Raw genomic sequence first — 22,155 nt, 5'->3', positions numbered from 1 at the left:
CTGGGTTGTAATTTGGTTGCCCGTCACGTATCAGCATTTCCAGGAAGGCACTGTTTACACGACCGGCGGGAATTTATTTTTCCCACACGTTCGTTTACCAGTACCTTCCGGCTCCGAATACGCGCTGCCGTGATGAGGTGCTTGCAAAACATCGCAATGAAACGGCTCGCCGTTCATCACCATATCCATGCCGGGCGGCGCTAAATCACCGGTAAACAATATCCGCCTCCCACTGTATTCTATCGCCAGCGTCAGGCAGTTGGCGTTGTCGTTTCCAACCACACCGCCCGGCGGCGGATGCAGCACGTCGATGGTTACGCCGTCGTCCAATTTTAACCGGTCGCCCGCATAGATCGATTTCAGCGGCGTCCCCGACTCTTCGATGCTGTCTTTCAAAACGTGCAACGCCTTCGATTTTTCGCGAAACATCACCGGCGATACGTACACCACTCCCACCGAAAACCGCTGCAACAATTCTGGCAGCGAATTGTAATGATCGGTATCGGCATGCGACAGAACCACCGCATCCAAGTGCGTAATCCCCCGCCACCACAAAAACGCGCTGATCGATCGCGCTCCCCCCACGGGCGCGCCCATCCGGCCAGCGTCGAACAACAACGTTTTGCCATCAGGCAGTTCCAACAATTCGCCGCCGCCGTGTCCAACGGCAATAAATTCGCAGCGCAACGTGTGATGATCTGCCCGGGCAGGCAGCGCGCCAATCAAGCCCACGCCGCACAACCCGGCCAACAGCGCCGCGCGCCACCGCAGCGGTGGCAGCCACTGCGGCAACAGCACCACGGCAGCCACGCCCAGGTAAAACACCGCCAACCACCACGGGCTTGGCCCGGCCACCCAAAACCGTCCGCCGGGCAAGTGGGCAAACCACTTCACCGTCGATTCCAGCACATTCAAGCTGAAGTTGCACGCCCACGCAAAAACTGTGGCCGCCGGCGTCAGCCACCACCCAAACAAAAGCACGCCAAATCCCGACAACATGGCCACCACCACCACGGGAAGCAACAGCACATTCAGCACCAGCGCCGCCGGGGCGAACAAATGAAACCGCGCCATCACCAGCGGCGTAACGGCCACCCACAACAGCGCCCCCAACACAAACAATTCGAACACATGCCCCACGCCGCGGCGCACCATCCGCTCCGGCCACGGACGAGTCGTGGCGATCAGCCGATCCAGCGGATCGCTCGGCCGCACGCCAAACATTCGCTCTCCGCCGCAAATCAAAACCGCCACCGACAAAAACGACAACTGCACCCCCGCATGAAACAATCCCGCCGGATTGATCGCCAGCACCACCAATCCCGCCAACGCCAAGCTGTTTAGGCCAATGCGCGTTCGCCCCAGCCACATGCCTATGCACACAATCCACACTAGCAGCGTAGCTCGCATCACCGGCGGCTGGGCCAGGCACTGTACCGCCAGAACAACACAGGGGACGGAAGGCCGGTAGCGGCTAGGGGTTGAAATTATTTTTGATTTTACAGCCGTGGGCGACGGCGAATGTATAAGTAAGGGGCAAACAAGAGCCCGCAGAGTAAGGCAATCAGCATTATCCAAGCGCCGGGTTTCATGCACGGCATTCTACCACGGGCGCAAAGAAAAAGCCCCGCTGATGCGTCCACTAAAAGCACAACGTCAGGTGGCTTTCGTGGCCGTTGTAAATCAAGATTGCACGCGAAAGAATGTCACGCCCAATTAAAGCTGAGTGTCCTTGGTGCGCAAGAGGGGACGCAATTACCGGCAACGTGTCAATGATGTGAACTCCTCCAGCACCTAAAAGCAATGCAATCGCAACATCGTATTGATCGCAAATGTGCGGCGTTGTCCCGGTCGATGGAGTTATTATTGGAACAGAGCCAGTGGGAGTGAGTCCTAGCTGGCTGATTGTCGATGGGTCAATGCAGGTTCCTGATGCGCCAGTGTCTAATAGACCGTCTATAACCACAGGAACGGGAACTGGACGACCCGCAGCTCTAAGCGCGTCTGCCTTCGGAACGCTAACTAAGACAGCTAAACGAACAACAGGCCCTGTTGAAGTAATTGTAGCGGTTACACTGGGCATGCGAAATCTCTTGTGAAAAACTGGATGCCATCAACTGGCCCCTGAATTTGCTTCACAAGAAATTTACCATCAACACCGCATTTTTCATAACCGGCTTTAAGCGCATCCTCGTAGGATGACCAGATTCCCAAGATGCTGGAACCTTGGATTAGAACGTACCTGCCCACGCCATTGACCATTAGTTTTTGGCGATTGTTTTCGTACGTTTCAAGTTCTGTTTTCAGGTGTTCTGTCGTTGCCATGGTCGGCCTCACTTTTTGAGACTGCGCTTCGCTTCCCTGCATGCGCCGATTAGTGATGGTCGTGTGGCGTCCTTCGCGCTGTTAAATTGATCGAAAAAAAGAGGAAGTATTATACACCTGCGATTGCTTAAAAACGAATACCGATTCGTAACCCATTGGCATCATAGCTGTTAGGTAAATTAGCGTCAAGCTTTTGGTTGTATGAGATTTGGCAATTTAAGGAGATTGCAAGTCTCATGCCCCTACAAACCCTATAGTGGTCACAGATTTATCATCTGTCATCCATTGCTTTGGTTCGCAGAAGAAATCTCCCCCTAACCACTGTCTACGCGGACTCTGAACGTCCAGTTCGCACTAAGCCCCCGCCGCCAGCTCCAGCAATTCTTTCACGCTCCAGACCTTGTCGGCCAGGGCTGCTTTCATCGCAGGCGTCGTTTTTTTGCCGCACGCCGAGTTGCAACGGCAGTAATTGTACCACGCCACGAAAAGCGAAGTCATCGCGGCATGATGCCGATGCGTTTTGCTGTGAGCGTTCGTCAATCGTGTGTAGCGACGGCAGTGCATCCGAACCGACAAATTCAAACGTTCCGACCGCGAAGTACTGATTTTGTTTGGGTCTGGATTGCCGAACACTGGATGCTTTTCGGCGCTTATTATCGTGGCCGGGCTGTAACGTGTTTCGGTCTGCGTGCTGGAATACGTTTTGACCAATTGAGCGAACGAGCAACGGCTGCCCATGAAAAATGGCACACTGTTTGTGTAGGTTCGCAAGCCATCGCTTGTCACTTGGCAGGGGCCGGCCGTAGCGCCGTTCAACTGTTGCAAGAATCGGTTGCAAGTGTATTCATCGCGTCCGCCGACCGTATGCGACAAAATCAGCTTGCTCTTAACGTCGATGGCCAGCCACGTCCACGCATCGCCATCTTCGCTAATATATCCCTTGCGCTCTTTCGTGCGGTGTTTCATTCCGACGAAATCCCAAATTTCGTCCAATTCGATTTGATCGGCGGCAACATTCTTGACGTTGGCGCGGAGAAACTTTTCGCAGTTTTCGCCGACGAGTAGAATCAAGTCGCAAATGGTGTTGGCTTTGATGCCGGTTAGCCGCGAGCAACCGCGAATGCTCATTCCTTCCAAGAGCATCGACAACACGCGGCAGGCATCGTCCAGGTCAATCCGCATATCGCCGAGTGGCCGGCGGTGTTCGGCGGACGTAATCGTTGCGCCGCAGAGGCAGCACTTCCACCGCTGATTGCCCTTACGATCCTTGCCGTGTTTCTTCCGGGTTTCGTGCTGGCAGGTTATCCGTATCATGGCCGCTGCTTTCTTTCGTTGCGGCCTTCGCTTACAATCAGGTTTCTCAGGCGAGATTGGGCGAAAGCCTAGTTTCGTTCCCCCGGCCTTGTTATCAGCAAGACCGGGGTTTCATTTGCTCTATTTACGTATATACGAAACTATCGGGTTTCTGTCAATAACTTTGCACTTGATTTTCAAAGAATTTCGTATTACGTTATTGGCATGGAAACCAAACGCGAACCGGGCAGGCCAGCCCGTGACCCCAGCGGGGAGCCGGCCAAAATCGTGCCTATACGCATGACAGACGCGGAACGGGCCTTATATCAACGGGCAGCCGATAAGGCGCGACTTTCGCTATCTGAGTGGGTTAGGGGCTGCCTCAGCCGGGCAGCCAAACGCCAGCAATAGGCTAGCGGAGAGGGTGGGAATCGAACCCCACGGCGCGAACCGTTCCACAGGCGAGTTATAAAGTCGCTGCACTTCCAAAGCGCGGGCCGCTCTCCGTAAACTCAGAGAACGGCCCGTCACTTGGAAAAAACAGATATGTTGCTGAATCAATCATAGGCTGGATCAATTATTCCTGGTTCTACTCCCAAAGCACCAGCGATCCTTTCTATTGTCTTATACGTCGGCGCATGGTACCCCGATTCAAGTCGGGCAATATGCGGCTGAGGCAGTTTGGCTTTTTTTGCCAATTGCCCTTGCGTCATTCCTGACTTGACTCTGAGTTTTTTGATCTGCTTAGCTACATAACGGCGATGATTAGAAAGTTTGTCGATCTCGACTTTTGTTACGTCATCATCGACTGGCGAAGCGGTTAATGGCCGAGCACGGAATATAACCTCAGCCATAGTTTCGCGAATTTCGCACTTCTCAGCATCGTCGCACGCATCTTTGAATAGCCTGGAAAGTTCCAATAGTCGCTCCTGTTTTTTCAAGGGCAACCTTTCCAGTAAATTCAGTAAGGATTCCTCCTCTTTTGTGAGCTTGCGCTTCCTGTCGTTGCTCACTGTTAATGACATGTGTTAGTCCTCCGAAGCGATTGGGTTGCGATGGTCGATCCTAGCGGGCGTTTTTTGGCACTGCGGTCGGTATGTGAACGGATTTCCCGGCGTTTAATAGCCCGGCCTCGTAATCATCAAGCCGATCTTCAGCGCTAATCAAAACATGCCTAGAAACTTGTCCATCTTGCTCCTTTTTGTAGGTTTTCAAAACGACAACCTCACGGCTCTCTTCCAATACGGAAAAATAAACTCGAATGTTCTTCTTGTGGAGCGGCCCACCTTTTTCTTTCAATTCCCAGATTTGATTCGTAACTTTTTCAATATCCAAGTCAGCCAATTCGTCACGATTGCCCCAATCTTCGAGTCTTTTTTCAATCGCTACCATGTGTGCGTATTGAACTGGCGTTAGGATTTTTCTGCCTTCGATTTTTGCTGGGCCAACTGCCACCACCAGGTACTTTGGAGAATTTAATTTGTGCGATGCGTCATGCCTTATTGTCATCACCGATTCCTTATATCGGGCCTGTAGGTACCTGCCCCACAGTTATTCTATATAAAATTATATAGCGCAAGTCAAGTGGTTAAATTTGCCATTATTTGGGGGGGGGGCCAGCATTATACACGTTTCTGCTGCCCCCGCGTTACAATGGGGGGATGCACCCCGGCCATCACCATTGGACCGCCCCCGAAATCGCCCTGCTAGGCACGATGTCGGACAGCGTGATTGCCAAGAAACTTGGTGTTTCGCATCAGTCGGTCGCTCTCAAGCGCCGCAAGCTGGGAATCGCCTCTTGGACGCGACAAGTAAGGATGCCGGGCAAATGGGGACCGACCGAACTTGGATTGTTCCGCAACTTTACTGACGCGGAGATTGCGAAGATAACCGGCCGCAAACTGGCCGACGTTAAGGCGAAGCGAGAGCAGATTTGAGAGACCACCGTTTGCCGTCCTTCCGAAACAGCCGATTGCGCCTCAGTGACGTAGCAACATTATTCAGTAGTGCCCGCGCCGGAGCGTCGGTTCGATAACCACCCGCCCGCAGCGCCACAACCAGCTCTAGGCTTGTGAGCGGTCCGAATTTGTGCAGGGCTTCCGCCGCTACTTCGGTTATGAACCGCGTGCTAGATAGGTCCAGCGGCCCCGCATAATCAGCAGCGGCCCAAAACACCCCTTGGGTGCCACGACGTATCTTGTGAACGATGCCCTTTTTTTCGAGCCGTTCCAAGTAGGGCCTGATGGTGCGAAAGCGGATACGCCGCTCCGGGTCCGCATCGGCCATTAGCGCAATCGCGTCTGCCGCAGAAAACAACCGATCATGCGGAATGTTTTCCCGCAGTAGAACCATCAGCGATTTGGGGTTCGGCACAGGGGGCTTGGGGGCGTTGCTGTCGAGCCGCTGGCGCAGGGCTTTTATTGCTACGACAGTCCGCCAGAATTCAGCACGCGCGGCCTTAACGTGGGCATCGCGCTTTTGGGCGGCTTGCTTGCGGAGAAGTTCAAACGCATCCATTCCGCTAGTTTAAGACTGGCGCGCCGGCCTTCAAGTGTTAGAATGGCTGTGTGGGTTTAGAGGTACAGTGCCCTGGGCCATCGTCAGCAGCATGTAAGCGCCGGTGACCAGCATCACGCCCAGCAGTGAAGTCCGCCGCGACAGCCACCCGGTGCTGAAGACCGCAAACAACACCCACGCCAAAATTCCCACGTGCAAACCGGCAATGCACAAAATATGAATCGTCCCCGTTTCCAAAAACGCCTCGTTCGTTTCCTGATCGACCTGCTCGCGCTGACCCAACAGCACCGCCGCCGCCATTCCAGCCCGCTCCCGCGATAAATAACCCCACAGCATCCGGTCGCCAAATTGCCGAGCCTGGTCGATCCACCGCGTCGGGCTCCACATCGAACTGTGCGCCACCACGCTTACGCATTCGGGCTTTTTCACACGAATCATGCTCAGTTCGCGCTTGGAGCGCTCGTACAACGCCGTGTCGAACTCCCCCGGATTCCCCGCCGGCAGCGGCGCTTCCAGTTGGCCGAATATCCGCAGCCGATCGCCGGCATGCACGTCGTGCAATTCGCCTTCCAACGAAAATTCTGCCCGCCCCGATGCCTGTCGCCATTGCGCACCGTCCCGCAATCCCACCACATCTGCCAGCCAACGACTTTGCAAGCCTGCTGGTAGAGATCGCAGCGGATCAAATTGCGGAGCCGGAATACTTTCCGGCGTGCCAACAACGTCCACTTCCACACACACCGGTTGCGGCGTTTCGGTGGTGACCAAGCCCAACTCATCGGCGCCGAATAAGTTCCACTGTTCGTGATGCCATGCGCCCCCGGCGGCCCCCACGGCCAACAGCACCGCCACGCTCGCCAGCCGTTCGCGCCCCTTATTCCTCAACCACCACCACGCCGCCAGCGCCGCGCCCGCCAATGCCCACCACAGCGGAAACGAAATGAATTCGCTCCATCCAACCAGCCGATCGGCCACAATTCCCGCGCACATCGCGCACAGAACCAACACTAGCGGCAGATATTGCGCCGCCGGTCGCGCTTCGTCCAAGTCGCGCTGCGGAACCACGCCCGACACCGGCGCCGGCAAATTACGCGGTTGAACTTTCGGCAATGCAACCAGCGGCGTGCTCATGGCAGCGAATCTACCACGTTTGACGGGGTAAGGGAATCATTTCTGCCGCCACTGCCGCCCTATCGCAAAAAGTCCCACCTCACCACGCCACACTGCAAACCCAGCTCTTACCCAGCACGTATGGAACTTATACGCTCTCCTATCGAACGGAAAGATTGCGCGCACTTCGCCTTGGCGAACGCCATCGCCATCGGCTATGTTGGTCGGTCCCAGGGAGGGCCTTCACAAGCAGCAAGCAGAGCGGATCGGGCCGGATTTTTCAAAGGAGTTCTCAGCGATGATGGTTCTCGCAAATTCTCGTGTGCGGCAGTTATGCAGTTATGGCGCCCTCCTGGTTGCCGCCATTTTCATCGGGCAAGTGACGGGCTGTTCTCCAAATCAGGAAGCTCCTCCACAAGACAAAAATGCCGCCCCAGCATCGCCGGACAAAGCTATCGCTCCAACTTCATCCGATAAAGCATCCGCCGATATAACTACCTCCGCCCAGCCCCATCCGCTCGATCAGGTCGCGCCCCTTATTCCCCGCGACGTGCTGTTCGGCAACCCTGACAAAGCCATGGCCCGCATGAGCCACGACGCCAAACGGCTGGCCTATTTGGCGCCGGTGAAAAACAGTGATGGCGACGGCGTTCTCAATGTTTTTGTCGGGCCAATGGACAACCCCGACGCCGCCAAGCCGGTGACTCACGAAACCGCACGTCCCATCGAAGGCTACTTTTGGGCCTTCGACGACAAGCACATCCTGTATGCCATGGACGACAAGGGAGACGAAAACTTTCACGTCTTCGCCGTTAACTTAGAAACCGGCGATGTGAAAGATATTACCCCCTTGGACCCCGCCAATGCCGTCGATGAAAAGGGGGAAAAGAAAAAAGTGCGGGCCGAAATCGAAGCCGTCAGTTGGCGGCGCCCGGAGGAAATTGTCATCGGTCTGAACGACCGCGATCCGCGCTATCACGATTTGTATCTCGTGAACATCAACACCGGCGAAAAAAAACTACTGCAGCAAAATCCCGATTTCGCCGGCTTCGTGCTCGACGAAGATGATAAAGTCCGGTTTGCCGAAAAAATGACTCCCGACGGCGGCACGTTGTACCAGCAGCCCGATGGCAACGGCGGTTGGAAAGATTTTTTGAAAGTCGGCAAGGAAGACAACGAAACCACCAGCCTTTCCGGGTTCGACAAAACCGGCGACGTGTTGTACATGATCGACAGCCGCGGCAATGACACCGGCGTGCTGAAAAGCATGAATCTGAAAACCGGAGAAGAGAAAGTCATTGCCGCCGGCACGTTGGGCGAAATCGACGGCGTGATGTCTCACCCCACGGAAAACACCATTCAAGGCGTGGCGACCACGTACGATCGGACCAAGTGGCAATTCTTCGATAAGGAAGTGGAGGACGATTTTAACCGCCTCAAGCAATTGGGCGACGGCGACATTAAAATCGTGAGCACTACCCTGGACGATCGCAAATGGCTGCTCGGAATTTTGCCCGACGATGGCCCCGTGCGCTATTACTTTTACGACCGCGACACCAAGCAGCCCAAATTCATCTTCGCCATCCGTCCCGAGCTGGCCGATTTGCCGCTGCAAAAAATGCACTCGGTCATCATTCCCAGCCGCGACGGCCTGAACATGGTGGCTTATCTCACCCTGCCGCCAGGAACCGATCCCAATCATACCGGCCGGCCCGACCATCCGGTGCCGATGCTGCTGGACGTGCATGGCGGCCCCAATGCGCGCGACGATTGGGGCATGAATCCCGAGCATCAATTGTGGGCCAATCGCGGTTACGCCGTGCTGAGCGTGAACTACCGCGGCTCGACGGGCTTCGGCAAAAAATTCTTCAACGCCGGCAACCGCGAATGGGCTGGAAAAATGCACACCGATTTGCTCGACGCCGTCAATTGGGCCGTCAATGAAAAAATTGCCCAGCCCGATAAAATCGCCATCATCGGCGGCAGTTACGGCGGTTATGCCACGCTGGTCGGTCTGACATTCACGCCCGATGTGTTCGCCTGCGGCATCGACGAAGTGGGTCCCTCGAATCTCAACACGCTGGTCCAAAGTATTCCCAAGTATTGGGAACCGGCCATCGAAGATTTGAAAAACCGCATCGGCGATTTCACGACCGAGGAAGGCAAAAAATTTCTCTGGCAGCGCTCGCCGCTGTCCAAGGTCGATCAAATCAAGAAGCCGCTGCTCATCGGCCAGGGCCAACACGATCCGCGCGTAAACGTGCGCGAGGCGGAGCAAATGGTCAAAGCCATGCAGGATAAAAATATCCCCGTCACTTATGTCCTGTTCCCCGACGAAGGGCACGGTTTTGCGCGCCCCGAAAACGAAATGGCGTTTAACGCCGTTTCGGAAGCGTTTCTGGCGAAAATCCTGGGTGGCCGCTACGAGCCCATCGGCACGGCTTTCGAGGGCTCAACCATCACTGTTCCCACCGGCGCCGACGATGTCCCAGGCCTCCCCGCCGCCCTCGCCGCCATGCCCAAGCCTCCGGCCGACGATAAGCCTGCGGACGACAAGCCCACCGCCGCCGACAAACCCGCCGAAGTCAAAGCGACGAATTGAAGCCAGCATAAATCGCCACGAATAAACGCGAATGAATGCTAATCAGTGGTTGGATCACTAGCCCGACTGTGTCTGTCGGGAGAGTCGTAGTTCCACTAAAAACATTTGCCTTATTCTCGTGTATTCGCGTTCATTTGCGGCCAATCTCTCCGGGTCCCGCGTTCTCACGGCGGTAAATCAATCCTTGTTTTCCGGTTGTTTTGGGCCGCTTCGCCGGCTTTTACCCAATTTTTACAATCGCCGTGCGCTCCCATGACACTCGAAAATCGCGAAATCCCTACAATCACGACGATGTTTGTAGGAGGCGAATCCGTTCGCCGACTGCAGCACAATGTGACGACCGGCATTAATTGCCGGTCTAACTCTGCAAGCCAATCACAAATCCAATCACTCGTGGACATATAGGGAGATTTTCATGTCGCTGTTGGAACCCACCGGAAGCGCCAGCTTACTCAATACTGCTTCTTCCACTTCTTCCACGCTCGCCGATCCACCCATTGCCGATCGCCACTCATCCCTCACCTCGCACCCCTCGCCCCTCGCCCCTCGTCGCCCATCCAAACCGCTCCAACCCGTCGATCCCTGGCAGGGCGGCGTCGATTGGGGCACCGTCATTTGGTTCGCCATCGTTCACGCCGGCGCGCTGGCCGCACCTTTCTTCTTCACTTGGAAAGCCGTCGGCCTGTTCCTCGGCCTCTACTGGCTCACCGGCGGCATTGGTATTTGCTTGGGCTACCACCGCCTGCTCACGCACGGCAGTTTTCAAACCTATCGACCCGTGAAATGGCTGATCGCTTTCCTCGGCGGCTTGGCTGGCGAAGGCTCGGCCGTCATCTGGGTGGCCAACCATCGCAAGCATCACGCCCACAGCGATAAAGAGGGCGACCCGCACTCGCCGCGCGATGGCGGACTCTGGAGCCACATGCTCTGGTTCATGCCCAACTTCGGCCGCAAATGGCACGACGAAATGGGCCAGCATTATGCACCCGACCTGGTGAAAGACCCGGTCATCCGCTTTCTCGACAAAACATTTTTGGCTTGGTTCTTTGTGCTGGCCGGCGCGCTATGGACCATCGGTTACGCTTTCTGGGATTCCTACACCGCCTGGTCGTTTGTCGTGTGGGGCATGTTCGTCCGCATGGTCTGGGTCTACCACATCACTTGGTTCGTCAATTCCGCCACGCACATCTGGGGTTACCGCAATTACGAAACCACCGACGACAGCAAAAACCTCTGGTGGGTCGGCCTGCTGGGCTGGGGCGAAGGCTGGCACAACAACCATCACGCCTACCAGCGCATGGCCCGCCACGGCCACAAATGGTGGGAAATCGATCTCACCTACTATTCCATTTGCGCCCTGGAAAAACTCGGCCTCGCCTGGAACGTCGTCCACAAAGTCCCCGCCTGGCAAAAGCCAGAGTAAAGCATCTCCTTCGAGAAAAGTGCAGAAACTTGCCCGACTTTTGCACATCGCGCCCCAAAACAATCGCGCAAAAAGACGCTCAGCCACCGTCCGCCGTCGCCGCCAACAACTGACCACTCACCACCGGCCACCGCCCACTCACCCGTTCAACGCCAGCAACCGCTGCAGCTCGGTCTGATCGTTCGTGGCCGAAATGGTGCATTGCAGCGTGCGCGATTCGCCAGGCTCCAAATACTGCAGCCAACCGCGCTGGGCGTCCTTCGGTCGCCCTTCCACGCCGGCATTCGTCGGTTCCAAGGCGCCCATGTACGAACCGCCCGGGCCCCAATGCTGCCAGTTGGCTAACCGTTGATAATCGTGCCGCAAATGTTCAATTTTCACCCCAAAGCCGCGCGTTCGGTTCACCAAGCCCGAAATCACTTGCCCACTCGCATCGACTTCCGGATCAACGTAAGCACAAAACTCTCCCGTCCCACAGTGAGCATCCATGGGCGGCGGAGCGGCTTTGTAATCTACATTCGGCCGAAACCAATCTTCCCCCCGAATCGCTTTCACCACTCCACGATAACAATACGTACTGGCCCCAGGCTCCAACAGCGGATAACCAAAATTGATGTGCAGCAGCCACGCCAGCGGTAATCGCTGATTATCGCGGTTGGTAAATTCATCGGAAATGTGAATCGCCGGCACGCCCAGCCGGCTGGTTATTGTTCGCCGCAATTCGATGTTCGGCCCAAACACGCGCGCCGTCCGAATGAGCCCGGCAATGCTCATTTCCAACTGTCCGCGCAGCGGATCAGGATTCACGATCGATTCCACAATCGCCGCCGTGTTGGAGTGCGTGCCGTGCAGCCCGTACGATTTTCCGTCTTCCGTAAACGGCGCACCGGTATTCAACGGCCCGCAACTGACCACCAGGCCGCCGTAAAAGCTCCACAGCCAATCCAATCCCTGGTCATACGCCGCCGTGGGAGCCGTAATGCCAGTCAGCGAATGCCACGTTAGCGATTGTCCAAAAAACTCCGCGTCGGCAATATCCAGCCCCCGGTCAACGACCACTTTGTATCGCAAGCCACCGCCGGTATTGACCCAGGCAATGCGCACGCCACGGCCCGGTCCGTTATCGAGCACCGATGTTTCAATGCCCCCCAGTTGCGCGGGATTTAGCACCGGCGCGTTTTCGAAATTAGGCGCCGACTGATTTTGCAAAGCCGAAAGTTGGTTCGCCACAATTACGCCCCGGTTAGAACTCGATGAGAAATCAACCAGCAAAACACGATTGTATGCCATACAATCTGCGTTTCCAGTCTGTTCTCCTACCCATTCGGGGGAACCCCTGCCGCTTCTCATTCCCCCTATCAGGGTACAGGAAAAACGAAGCACCAAAAAACGAACGCGCCAAAAGTTAAGGCGTCAGTTAAGATGGCACTTTGACCAAAATCAGTAAGGATCAAAGGCATGGCGTGGAAGTCAACTTCGGATCAAACGACACCACTGAATTTGCTTCGTCCACTCGCGCACAAAATCACTGACACATTGCATCAACTCGCCGCGCGTCTTTCGGGATTGCGCCGATGGCTCGCGGCGGTTGTTTTCGCAGCCGGCTTGCTTTTAAGCTATCGTTCCGCGCTGGCTGCCGGCTTTGGCTACGAAGCGCCGAACAACTCAGCCTACGACCCCCCGGCAAGCTATTACAACGCCGCCACTGGAACCGGCGCCACCTTGCGCATGAATCTTCACAATATCATCAGCGCTGGGTTCGTAGCCCGGAGTTATGGCGATGCAAAAAATTACCTGCCGATTCTCTGTCAGGATCCCAACAACACCGGCGACTTGATTCGCATTTACACGGACGATGACGTTCCCGGGGTTTGGGTTTCCGGCGGCGTAACCTGGAATCGAGAGCATTTGTGGCCCCAATCGCTCCTGGGCGTCAGTGTCAGCGAATCGTCAAAGAACGCCGGCACCGATGAGTTCGAACTCAAGCCTTGCGACTCAAGTGTCAATTCCGGCCGCAGCAACGATGGTTACGGCCTCAGCACCTCTTCCGGCACGTATAACAATCAACCCTCATACTTTTTTCCAGGCGACGAAGACAAAGGCGATATCGCTCGTTCCATGTTCTACATGGCCACCCGTTACTACGATGGATCAGGCACTCCGTCGACGAATAATCTCTCGATTGTCAGCGGCACATCCCTGTCCACGTATCAAATGGGCGATCTCGATGCTTTGCTGCATTGGGTTTATGAGGACGGCGTCGACAATTACGAGCGGCGGTTAAACGAATACGTTTACAGCAGCGCCCTGAACCCGTCGTATTACCAGGGGAATCGCAACCCTTATATTGACCATCCCGAATACGTCTGGGCGATTTTCGGTACCGACAAAGTTAGCGGCAACATTGTAAACAATTCGCAATTATCGGTGGGAAATGACACGGTAGGTTCTGATGGCTCGTCCACCGCCACGGTGAGCTTGGGACGCATTATGGTGAATGGCACATTTGGCGCCAGTAATGTGGCTTTCAACAAAACCGGCGCAGATCCGACAACCTTTGACCTTACCACCTCCGGAAACGCCGTCACAAATGCCGGTGGGTCAACCAACCTTACCGCCGGTGTCGGCCAAGGAATCGATTTCGGCACGCAAAGCCGCACCATTACCGTCGGATTGAACGCCTCGACCGCCACCAACGGACTGAAAAGTGGCATCGTGACGCTTCACAATTCCGATCTCACTACCTCCGGCGCCGGCCACGGTTCCGCCGACGCCAACGACACCATTAACATTTCCGGCGCGGTGCTCAGCAAACGCTCGGTAACCCCCAGTGAGTCGAACGTCAACTTCGGCAGCGTCGTTGTGGGAGCAAACGTCAGCAATTCGTTCAATCTCACCACCACGGGCGACGACAACTCCTATACCCGCGTCAATGTGGCCGGCACTTCATCCACCGATGCCAATGGCATGCAAATCACGGGCTCTGCAGCCTTGTTCAACTCCGCTTCATCGACCTCCAGCCGCAGCCTGGGCGGAATGTTGAATACAGTCGGAAATAAGTCTGGCTCGCTTTCACTGGCCGTCACCACGGCGGAAAACGGCGGCGCCGGCTTGAGTGGCGAAGGAACGTATTCCTCCCTCAGCGTCGGTTATTCCGCCACCGTGCTCAATCATGCCGATGCAAGTTTTAGCAGCACGCAAGATACCGACTCGATCACCATCAACTTGGGTTCGTTTGGTCAATCGACCGGCGTCCACCAAACGCCATTCAATCTATACAACTTGGTCACCACCGCGGGCTTTACCGCCGGATTAGATCTCAACAGCGTTCTCGGAAGCGGCGATACCGGCGCGCTTTCGACCACACTTTCCACGTTTCATAATCTTGCGGCCAACGGCAATCTGGGATTTCAGGCCGATCTGAACACTACCAACATTGGAAATTTCTCCGCCACTTATTCCTTGGGGCTGTCTGATTACGCATCGCTTCCCGGAGCCGTGGCTCAGGCCACTCCGTTAACCCTCACGCTGACAGGCGTCGTCACCAAGTACGGCGCCGGAGATTTTAATCTGGACCATCATGTCGACGCGGCAGACATCGCCCCCATGCTGGCGGCACTGGCTGATCTGAACTATTACGAAACCAATAATCGCTTGACCCCCGCAGATCTGCTCGACATCGGCGATGTCAACGGCGACGGCGCCGTTAGCTATGCTGACATGCAAGCCTTGCTATCTCAGTTAAATGCAGGTCATGGTAGCAGCTTGGGAGTCCCCGAGCCGTCTTCCCTTCTCCTGCTGAGTTTCGGGGGTCTCTTTTTGTTGCGGCGACGCTTCTGCTAGCGTTCTTCAAATCGTGAGTGGCGACAGATTCGGGTTCTCTAAATTGCCCACGCGGTTAACTCAAGAAAATCGACAGAATTTGCTTCATCGGAAGTCTCTGCCGGACCGATAAACCGCTACGACAGTTTCAACTCGGCCTTTGTCTAGGATGGAAAGCTATGCGCTCAGCATTCATTGGTCTTGGGCTGTTTGTGGCGGTTGGCTTGCTCATTACCTTCGAGGTTCATGGGCAAGTCATTCCAAGCACAAGCGAGAACTCCAATCGTTACGCATCGTGGAACACCACGGGCGGTAATGACCGAAGCGAGCCGGTCTTATTGGCCGACGCTGCGGATCCCTTCAGCGTCACACGCAAAGCGCAAGACATGAATTTCGGCGCGCCCAGCCAATCATCGTCCAGCGGCACAGCGAATACCATGGCCCCCCCATTTGGCGCCGCGCAGAGCAATGGCCAGCCCGATAGTGCAGCCGCGCCCTATGCACTGCAACAGCCCAGCAGCGGGACACAATCCATCTTTTCCAACGGCACAACCAACTCCAACCAAGACTCCGCAACGGCTAAAAGCCGTGCCGCCGGAGACAGCAGCGATTCCATGATTAGTCCGCTCCGGAGTTTGCAGCAGCGGCTTTCGGCTGTACGCAAATCGCCCACTGCGGGGGCAACTCCCGCCGCGGAATTGCATCCGCCGGTGGTCGAAATGCCCAACGCTTCCACGGCAGCGCCGGTGTTTAATGCGCCGGTGGTTACTGCTCCGGTTGTCGCTGGTCCCTTGACGGCGCCGGCCTCTGCCAAAAAAGTGGCGGCTCTTGATGCTTCTTCGCCTCCGCCGAACATGCCTGACCTCCGCTCCACATCGTTATCTCCCAAAGCTGACCGACCGGTTCCAGATACAATGACGATTAAATCCGGCGATGCGGTCGCGTCGGTGCCGGTCATGCCCAGGACGCCGGTCGTCGGCGAACCGATCAACGCGGTACGGCGCCCTCCTTCGACGGCCACAAGCACCACAACCGATACCGATGCCGTCAGCTCGCAGGAAGATACTCCGCGGGCTTCCACATTCACAAAACCGATTGCGATTCCCAACGACAACGTGCTGTTTTCCGAGCAGAGTCCGGTCTTGGCGGTAGAAACCACGGGGCCGCGCAGCATTTCGGTTGGAAAAGAAGCGACGTACAACGTTTCCATTTCCAACACGGGCGAGATGGCGGCGCAAAACGTGACGGTGTCGATCAAAACTCCCGAATGGTCGGAAATATTGGGCACCAAAGTGACTACCGGCGAAACCCTGGCCGCTTCCGAACACCGTGGCGAACCGTTGCTGTGGCGTTTGCCGCGGTTGGAATCGCACAGCAAGGAACAATTGAGCATCCGCCTGGTGGCGCGGGAAAGCCGTCCCTTCGATTTGGCCGTGCAATGGGCCTGCGCGCCGGCCACGTTGCAAGCCATGGTGGAAGTAAAAGAACCCAAAATCGCGCTGGCCCTGGATGGCCCGTCAGAAATACTCTATGGACAAACCAAACTTTATAAACTGACGTTGAGCAACCCGGGCACCGGCGATGCGGAAAACGTGGAGCTGTTGCTGGCGCCGGTCGACGGCGGGCCAGGCGCTCCCACGCGGCAGGAAATTGGCCTGATTCGCGCCGGCGAAACCAAGCCGGTGGAAGTGGAACTTTCCGCTCGGCAGGCTGGAAAATTGTCCGTCAAGGCGATGGCGGTTGCCGACGGAAACCTGCACGCCGAAGTGGCTGAAGAGGTGCTGGTTCGCCGCGCCGGACTGAAGGCAAGCTTGACGGGTCCTGAAATCAAATTTGCCGGCACGCCTGCCAGCTACAACGTGGTAGTCGCCAACCCGGGCAACGCCACGAGCGAAAACATTTCGGTCTCGGCGGTGCTGCCGCCGGGCGCCAAGTATGTTTCCAGCCCCGGCGGACAGTTCGTAGAGAGCGAAAACAAAATCGTGTGGAGTTTGCCCAGCCTGCGGGCCGGCGCCGAACAGGAATTGCAATTTTCGTGCGCTCTTAACGCGCCGGGCGCCAACCGGCTGCAAGTTTTGACCACGGCGACCAACGATTTGTACGACAACGCCGCGGCCACGACCAATGTGGAAGCGTTGGCCGATCTGAAGCTGGAAGTCAGCGATCCGCCAGGACCGTTAGCCGTGGGAGACGAAATGTCGTATGAGGTGCACATTCGCAACCGCGGCACGAAGGCGGCGGAAAACGTCGACGTCGCCGGCTTCTTTTCCAATGGAATTGAACCGATCGCTGCCCAAGGCGGACAGAACGAAATCTCGCCCGGACAAGTTGTGTTCCAACCCATCGCCTCGATCTCTGCGGGCTCGGAGGTCGTGTTGAAAATCACCGCCCGCGCCGATCAGCCGGGCAATCATGTGTTCCGCGTCGAAGTCAACTGTCCGTCGATGGGCTCGAAGTTGGCATCGGAAGAAACGACACTGTTCTACGGCGACGGCAAAACCCCGACGGAGCAGCGCATCGCCGCACGTCCCAATCCGGCAGCGCCCGGATCGCCCATTTCGCCCACCGAAAACTCGGCTCCGGCCGTGCCGCGGTAATGCCGCAGTAATGCCGCGGTAATGCCGCAGTGGCCAGGGCTGGGTGGATTGCCGGGATATCCCAGCGGCTCGCGACAACTCCACAAAAAATCTAGGGATTGCAGCCCTTGGTCTTTTGTGGAGTTGATGGCTTCTGCTAGTCAAGATTCCTCAGGCGAAAATTTCGATGCCTTTGGTCGGCGGGAGCGGAAATTCGGCACTGCAAGCCAGGCAAGCATCGCGATTGCGGGGACTGACCGTGCCGCAATGGGCGCATTTTTCTGTCGCTGGCCAGCGCCGATGCAATAGATAGCCGATTAAGCCCGGCGCGCCCAGCAAAGCGACGAACACGGCCCAGCGGATCGACCCAAATTCGCTGAAGCGTTTGTGGCGGCGGAAACCGTAAATGCCCACGGCGACGCCCAGCACACAAACGGCCAACAGGGCCGGCCAAGCGGCGCTCCACCAGTGGGCCAGCGCGGCGGCGTAAGCGGGCTGCCTGCCATTGAGCACATCGGCCAAGGGGGCGTCGATCAACATGATGGGGCCAAAAATCAGCGGCGCGGGCATCAAAAAAGCGCAGCCCCAGGAAATCAGCCGAGGATCGGTGGGAGGATTGACGTACAAATCCACTTTCTCATGCCGAACGATTTGTCCTTGGTTGTCCACCCAATAAACTTCCGGCGGATGGACCCAGCCGCTAATATCGGTCACAAGCACCGCGTTTGGGTTCCACCAGGCGTACGCATCAAAGCCTTGACCGCGCAGTTCCGGCGGAATGAGAATCGTGCGGAGCGTTTTGCCATCGTAATCCAAGATCAGCACTTTGTCCGAGGTGCGGACGGCGATTTCTCGCTTGTAGCCGGAATTGAGCGATGCGGAGTTCGGTTCATAGGCTTGGGCCACGGAAAGCGCTTCGCCGGACAGAGGCAGCGATTGAACAGAACGCTGCTTGAAATTCACTTCGAATAGCTTGGCGTCGGAAACCAGAAATGCCGTCCCCAAATCGCCGACTTCGGCAGGGTAGGTGTAGTTAGTAGGTTGCGTGCCCTCGCGATAATTTCCGGCGAAAACGCCGCCGACTTTTTGCGTGGAAAGGACGAATTGCTGATCCATTGGGGGCGGAGTGCTGCGGAAGCCTTCTAGGCACAGATAGCCAATCCGCTGCTTCGACTGGCTGTTGTAACCAACGAAATAATTGTGGCCGTTTGGCTGGGCTTCGCGAACCAAATACCAAAAGTTGCGCGGGGTTTGATCGTCCTCGAAACTAACAATGCGCTGGGGCCAATCGAGCGGGCCCTGAAAGCGTGCGGCGTCGTCGGCCGGCAACGAGGAACCAGGGCGGGGATAGATGGCCGTCGGATCGGTGATGGGTTGTCCGGCTGTGTTGCGGAAGGTCATGTCGCTGCCGCGATGAACTTGTTCGATCACGACTTCTCCCCGGCCATTGATCTGTAAGTATTCCCACAGTTTCCCAGAGGTCCATTGATCGATGATGGAAGCGACGATGCCCCACGCAGCCATCCAAAGGCCCAACGCACCCAGAGCCAAAGCGGCGGCCAAGAGGATTGGTCTTGCGCGGGATTGGGAAGCACGATGGTTCATGGCAACACCGATCAGGAAAAGTCACGTGTACGGCCCACTTGAAGAATGACCAGCGCAAAACAACTTTCCGCGGCCAGCGATAGCAGCAGCAACATCAGCGAAGCGCCAACGACCCAGACTGACAACACCTGCGAAAGCAAGAACACGAACAGCAGAAGAAGACCGGCCGCCAGCGGAAAGCAGCGGCTGCCGAACCAGCGGGCTTCGCGCAACCCGCATAAAAAGGCGGCCAGATAGAGCAACGGAATTTGGGCGCAATTGACCCAGGTGTTGGTCGTCATCGACCAGTCGAAGGGACTGGCATTGGTTCCGGGCGAGGCGGCCCAAACGGCGTAATACACCAGCGGCAAGAAAGCCGTCAACAAACAGAGGGCGATGCCCACCGAAAGCTTGGCGGCAATCACGCCGCTTCGTGAAAATGGCCGGTGAAGAAGAAATTGAAACGTGCCGCGGTTTGCTTCCCACATGGTTTGCCACAAACCCACGGCGACGGCCAACAAACCGGATACAACTAACATCGCCACGCAGTACAAATCGCCGACGAAGGGGATGACGCCGTTTCCGGCGCTAGGCAGCAACACGTACACAATCCACGCCAAGCCACCTAAGTTTGCTCCGGTGGCGGCGCAGATCAAAAAAATTTGGATCAACAGCGCCAGGGCCACGAACGGCAGCAATTCGCGCAGTTCTTTTCGCACGATGGTCTTTAGCATGTCGCCATCTCCCGTTCAAAGCTGGGCAGGGGCGGGGCGGGGTCGCGGGTGTAGGCGACGAAGGCGTCTTCCAAATTCATCTCGGCCACGTCGACGGAAGCAGCGCCGAGCGATTCCACGACGGCGGCTTGCTCCTGGCCGTAGCCGACGATGATGAGCTCCAGCTTTCCGCCGTATTGACGACGGCTTACCAGGCCGGCCAGCGGAGGAATTTCCGGCACGCTGCCGGTGAATTCCAACGCCACCTTGCGCAGCGACGATTTGAAATGGTCGGTGGGGCAGTCGACGCGCAGCACGCCGTCCATGACAAGGCCGATGCGGTCGGCCACGCGCTCCACGTCGCCGAGAATGTGCGAGCTGAAAAAAATCGTCCGGCCTTGGCGCTGAATGAGATGGATCATCGATTCCAAAAAATCGCGGCGAACGACGGTATCGAGCCCCAGCGTGGGATCGTCGAGAATCAGCAATTCCGGATCAGGCGCCAGCGCCAAAGCGAGCGACACCTGGGCGCGCTGGCCGTTGGAAAGGCGGCCGATTTTTTGTCGCGGCGAAAGGTGGAAGTGATCAAGAACGCTGCGGAGGAAATCGTCGCGCCATACATCGTAGAAGCGGCGCGTGAAACGGACGGCTTCGGCCACGGTCATCCAGCGATACAGCGGGTGCCCTTCGGCCAAGTAGGCAATGCGGGCCCGCTTGGCGGAACGCAGTTGGGAAATATCTTCGCCCAACAGCGTGGCGTGGCCGGCATCGGGCTGGACCATGCCCAGCAGCATTTTGATGAGGGTCGATTTTCCGGCCCCGTTGCGGCCCAAAAAACCGTACACACAGCCGGTGGGCACGTTGAGGTTCACCACATCGACGACGCGGCGCGAACCATAGTGCTTGGTTAAGCGGTGGATAGAAATGGCGTCGGGCATGGCGGGCGAAGGGGGTAAAGGGCAGGAGTTAGGGGTTAGGGGTTAGGGGTTCATTTATCCGCGGTGTTTGCACCGCGCTTGCGGTTTAGCACAATTTATGACGCGGTTCCGGCCAGATTCCATTGATATTGTTTGGCGCGTTCGGCCACGAAATCAAGAAGTTCTTCGGACGAGAATCCCCAGCGGACGGCATCGACCAGCAGGCGATCGACGTTGCCTAACAACCGTTCGCGACGCGATTTTTTCGACAACGGCGAGGGGAGCGGCGCCACGAACACCCCCAGGCCCGGCCGCGTGTAAAGCACGCCTTCTCGCTCCAGCTCAGTATAAGCCCGAGCTACGGTGTTGGGATTGACGACCAGCAGTTGCGATAACTCACGGACCGAGGGCAACCGCTGATCCGCCCGCAAATGGCCGCGGGCCACAGCGGCGCATATTTGGTCGGTAAGCTGCTGATAAATTGGAACTCCGGAAGTTGGGCTGATGGAGAATTGCACGGTGGTTCACTCCCCACTGTACTAGTTGTACCAGTACAGTAAGTTTATGTCAAGCGCGGCTTGCAAGCAAATATATTCCGGACGCAGTGAGTCGGATTTGCGGCACACAAAGAAGAAATCGTTCAGGCAAAGCTCGGCAGGAGCCTCGCCCTCCCACAATCCATGAATGTTCGCACAGCGCGGAGAAACCAGCTCAAAAAAACAGCCGCTTGGGCGTGAGTCTGCGGGCAAGATGCTCGCAAAACACACGCTCAAGCGGCCGTTGGATTCAGTGGTCGGTGGTCAGTTCTCAGTGATCAGTTGGAATCACTGGGGTGAGGACACCCGGCGGGATTTTACTGCACTGGTTCTGGCGGCACTGACTTACGGAACCAAAACTTAGGCCATGGCCTTGAGTTGCTTCAAAGCGCGAACTTTGATTTTGGTGCTGGCCGGTTTGGCCGCAACATCCATCAACTCGCCGGGCTTGAAGGGATTAGGCACACCCTTCCGAGCGGGGCGGGCGGGAACCTTCTTCTTTTCGATTTTGACCAGGCCCGGAATGGCGAACACGCCGGAGCCTTTTCCGCCCATCGACTTTTTGATTTCGCTGCTGAGCGCTTCGAGCACGGCGCTGACTTCTTTTTTGGCGACGCCAGTGGCCTCGGAAATGTTGGCGAGAACTTCACTTTTTGACGGAGCTTTTTTAGCGTTTGACACGGCAACTTTCCCCATAATACGGGACCCTCCTTGCGGGTGCGTGAATAAAGGAACGA

19 protein-coding genes are annotated in these 22,155 nt (G+C 56.6%); 6 read left to right on the top strand and 13 right to left on the bottom strand.

Translation table 11 applies throughout. The annotated features are described in order from the left end of the window. Positions 1-54 precede the first annotated feature (54 nt). The 5 genes from VMJ32_18445 to VMJ32_18425 all read right to left on the bottom strand — a co-directional run bounded on the left by VMJ32_18445 (position 55) and on the right by VMJ32_18425 (position 5,127). Complete coding sequence (locus tag VMJ32_18445) at positions 55-1,413, bottom strand: ComEC/Rec2 family competence protein (protein HTQ41001.1); 1,359 nt, start codon at positions 1,411-1,413, stop codon at positions 55-57. Positions 1,414-2,070: 657 nt separating this feature from the next. Further along, positions 2,071-2,325 carry a hypothetical protein gene (locus tag VMJ32_18440; GenBank protein ID HTQ41000.1) on the bottom strand — a complete coding sequence of 85 codons (255 nt, stop codon included), beginning with the start codon at positions 2,323-2,325 and terminating at the stop codon, positions 2,071-2,073. A gap of 354 nt (positions 2,326-2,679) precedes the next feature. Next, positions 2,680-3,639, bottom strand: a complete 960-nt coding sequence (locus tag VMJ32_18435; protein HTQ40999.1) for a hypothetical protein — start codon at positions 3,637-3,639, stop codon at positions 2,680-2,682. A gap of 536 nt (positions 3,640-4,175) precedes the next feature. Then, positions 4,176-4,643, bottom strand: a complete 468-nt coding sequence (locus tag VMJ32_18430) for a helix-turn-helix transcriptional regulator (protein ID HTQ40998.1) — start codon at positions 4,641-4,643, stop codon at positions 4,176-4,178. A 40-nt stretch (positions 4,644-4,683) separates the two neighbouring features. Continuing rightward, positions 4,684-5,127, bottom strand: a complete 444-nt coding sequence (locus tag VMJ32_18425; protein HTQ40997.1) for a hypothetical protein — start codon at positions 5,125-5,127, stop codon at positions 4,684-4,686. A gap of 152 nt (positions 5,128-5,279) precedes the next feature. On the opposite strand from VMJ32_18425, the gene VMJ32_18420 reads away from it, so the two are divergent. Beyond that, a complete protein-coding gene (locus VMJ32_18420) occupies positions 5,280-5,555 on the top strand; it encodes a hypothetical protein (protein ID HTQ40996.1) in 276 nt (91 codons plus the stop codon). On the opposite strand, the gene VMJ32_18415 is transcribed toward VMJ32_18420, so the two are convergent. Then, positions 5,530-6,135, bottom strand: a complete 606-nt coding sequence (locus tag VMJ32_18415) for a hypothetical protein (protein HTQ40995.1) — start codon at positions 6,133-6,135, stop codon at positions 5,530-5,532. The two genes, VMJ32_18420 and VMJ32_18415, sit on opposite strands and share 26 nt — an antisense overlap. Before the next feature lie 30 nt (positions 6,136-6,165). After that, the gene (locus VMJ32_18410; GenBank protein HTQ40994.1) at positions 6,166-7,266 is read right to left on the bottom strand and encodes a ComEC/Rec2 family competence protein; all 1,101 of its coding nucleotides are present in this window, start codon (positions 7,264-7,266) and stop codon (positions 6,166-6,168) included. A gap of 277 nt (positions 7,267-7,543) precedes the next feature. Here VMJ32_18410 and VMJ32_18405 point away from each other — a divergent pair, with 277 nt between their 5' ends. Both VMJ32_18405 and VMJ32_18400 read left to right on the top strand, forming a co-directional pair. After that, positions 7,544-9,847, top strand: a complete 2,304-nt coding sequence (locus VMJ32_18405; protein ID HTQ40993.1) for a S9 family peptidase — start codon at positions 7,544-7,546, stop codon at positions 9,845-9,847. 415 nt (positions 9,848-10,262) lie between these two features. Beyond that, positions 10,263-11,270: a fatty acid desaturase gene (locus tag VMJ32_18400; protein ID HTQ40992.1), complete on the top strand. Its 1,008-nt coding sequence runs from the start codon at positions 10,263-10,265 to the stop codon at positions 11,268-11,270. A gap of 138 nt (positions 11,271-11,408) precedes the next feature. On the opposite strand, the gene VMJ32_18395 is transcribed toward VMJ32_18400, so the two are convergent. After that, positions 11,409-12,560: a DUF4432 family protein gene (locus VMJ32_18395; protein HTQ40991.1), complete on the bottom strand. Its 1,152-nt coding sequence runs from the start codon at positions 12,558-12,560 to the stop codon at positions 11,409-11,411. A 168-nt stretch (positions 12,561-12,728) separates the two neighbouring features. Here VMJ32_18395 and VMJ32_18390 point away from each other — a divergent pair, with 168 nt between their 5' ends. Together VMJ32_18390 and VMJ32_18385 are read left to right on the top strand one after the other, a co-directional pair. Further along, positions 12,729-15,113 carry an endonuclease gene (locus tag VMJ32_18390; protein HTQ40990.1) on the top strand — a complete coding sequence of 795 codons (2,385 nt, stop codon included), beginning with the start codon at positions 12,729-12,731 and terminating at the stop codon, positions 15,111-15,113. Between the two features lie 158 nt (positions 15,114-15,271). Then, positions 15,272-17,689 carry a hypothetical protein gene (locus tag VMJ32_18385; GenBank protein HTQ40989.1) on the top strand — a complete coding sequence of 806 codons (2,418 nt, stop codon included), beginning with the start codon at positions 15,272-15,274 and terminating at the stop codon, positions 17,687-17,689. 150 nt (positions 17,690-17,839) lie between these two features. Here VMJ32_18385 and VMJ32_18380 read toward each other — a convergent pair whose 3' ends face one another. The 4 genes from VMJ32_18380 to VMJ32_18365 all read right to left on the bottom strand — a co-directional run bounded on the left by VMJ32_18380 (position 17,840) and on the right by VMJ32_18365 (position 21,400). After that, positions 17,840-19,273 carry a hypothetical protein gene (locus tag VMJ32_18380; protein ID HTQ40988.1) on the bottom strand — a complete coding sequence of 478 codons (1,434 nt, stop codon included), beginning with the start codon at positions 19,271-19,273 and terminating at the stop codon, positions 17,840-17,842. 11 nt (positions 19,274-19,284) lie between these two features. Continuing rightward, the gene (locus VMJ32_18375) at positions 19,285-19,986 is read right to left on the bottom strand and encodes a hypothetical protein (protein ID HTQ40987.1); all 702 of its coding nucleotides are present in this window, start codon (positions 19,984-19,986) and stop codon (positions 19,285-19,287) included. Then, the gene (locus VMJ32_18370) at positions 19,980-20,903 is read right to left on the bottom strand and encodes an ABC transporter ATP-binding protein (GenBank protein HTQ40986.1); all 924 of its coding nucleotides are present in this window, start codon (positions 20,901-20,903) and stop codon (positions 19,980-19,982) included. The genes VMJ32_18375 and VMJ32_18370 overlap by 7 nt, the downstream gene beginning before the upstream one ends. Positions 20,904-20,998: 95 nt before the next feature. After that, positions 20,999-21,400, bottom strand: coding sequence for a GntR family transcriptional regulator (locus VMJ32_18365; protein HTQ40985.1), 402 nt, complete (start codon positions 21,398-21,400; stop codon positions 20,999-21,001). A gap of 166 nt (positions 21,401-21,566) precedes the next feature. Here VMJ32_18365 and VMJ32_18360 point away from each other — a divergent pair, with 166 nt between their 5' ends. Continuing rightward, complete coding sequence (locus VMJ32_18360; protein ID HTQ40984.1) at positions 21,567-21,782, top strand: hypothetical protein; 216 nt, start codon at positions 21,567-21,569, stop codon at positions 21,780-21,782. On the opposite strand, the gene VMJ32_18355 is transcribed toward VMJ32_18360, so the two are convergent. Beyond that, the coding region (locus VMJ32_18355; protein ID HTQ40983.1) for an HU family DNA-binding protein at positions 21,779-22,155 on the bottom strand (377 nt) is incomplete at its 5' end. The two genes, VMJ32_18360 and VMJ32_18355, sit on opposite strands and share 4 nt — an antisense overlap.

This window comes from Pirellulales bacterium, assembly GCA_035499655.1.
Classification (GTDB): Bacteria; Planctomycetota; Planctomycetia; order Pirellulales; family JADZDJ01; genus DATJYL01.
The sequence above is the reverse complement of the archived record's forward strand: the minus strand, read 5'-3'. Positions and strand labels throughout refer to the sequence as shown.

What these genes read in the sequence shown, in the direction of transcription:
- VMJ32_18440 (HTQ41000.1), bottom strand. Translation starts at nt 2,325, where the DNA reads ATGGCAACGACAGAACACCTGAAAACAGAACTTGAAACGTACGAAAAC.
- VMJ32_18435 (HTQ40999.1), bottom strand. Translation starts at nt 3,639, where the DNA reads ATGATACGGATAACCTGCCAGCACGAAACCCGGAAGAAACACGGCAAG.
- VMJ32_18430 (HTQ40998.1), bottom strand. Translation starts at nt 4,643, where the DNA reads ATGTCATTAACAGTGAGCAACGACAGGAAGCGCAAGCTCACAAAAGAG.
- VMJ32_18425 (HTQ40997.1), bottom strand. Translation starts at nt 5,127, where the DNA reads ATGACAATAAGGCATGACGCATCGCACAAATTAAATTCTCCAAAGTAC.
- VMJ32_18420 (HTQ40996.1), top strand. Translation starts at nt 5,280, where the DNA reads ATGCACCCCGGCCATCACCATTGGACCGCCCCCGAAATCGCCCTGCTA.
- VMJ32_18415 (HTQ40995.1), bottom strand. Translation starts at nt 6,135, where the DNA reads ATGGATGCGTTTGAACTTCTCCGCAAGCAAGCCGCCCAAAAGCGCGAT.
- VMJ32_18410 (HTQ40994.1), bottom strand. Translation starts at nt 7,266, where the DNA reads ATGAGCACGCCGCTGGTTGCATTGCCGAAAGTTCAACCGCGTAATTTG.
- VMJ32_18405 (HTQ40993.1), top strand. Translation starts at nt 7,544, where the DNA reads ATGATGGTTCTCGCAAATTCTCGTGTGCGGCAGTTATGCAGTTATGGC.
- VMJ32_18400 (HTQ40992.1), top strand. Translation starts at nt 10,263, where the DNA reads ATGTCGCTGTTGGAACCCACCGGAAGCGCCAGCTTACTCAATACTGCT.
- VMJ32_18395 (HTQ40991.1), bottom strand. Translation starts at nt 12,560, where the DNA reads ATGGCATACAATCGTGTTTTGCTGGTTGATTTCTCATCGAGTTCTAAC.
- VMJ32_18390 (HTQ40990.1), top strand. Translation starts at nt 12,729, where the DNA reads ATGGCGTGGAAGTCAACTTCGGATCAAACGACACCACTGAATTTGCTT.
- VMJ32_18385 (HTQ40989.1), top strand. Translation starts at nt 15,272, where the DNA reads ATGCGCTCAGCATTCATTGGTCTTGGGCTGTTTGTGGCGGTTGGCTTG.
- VMJ32_18380 (HTQ40988.1), bottom strand. Translation starts at nt 19,273, where the DNA reads ATGAACCATCGTGCTTCCCAATCCCGCGCAAGACCAATCCTCTTGGCC.
- VMJ32_18375 (HTQ40987.1), bottom strand. Translation starts at nt 19,986, where the DNA reads ATGCTAAAGACCATCGTGCGAAAAGAACTGCGCGAATTGCTGCCGTTC.
- VMJ32_18370 (HTQ40986.1), bottom strand. Translation starts at nt 20,903, where the DNA reads ATGCCCGACGCCATTTCTATCCACCGCTTAACCAAGCACTATGGTTCG.
- VMJ32_18360 (HTQ40984.1), top strand. Translation starts at nt 21,567, where the DNA reads ATGTTCGCACAGCGCGGAGAAACCAGCTCAAAAAAACAGCCGCTTGGG.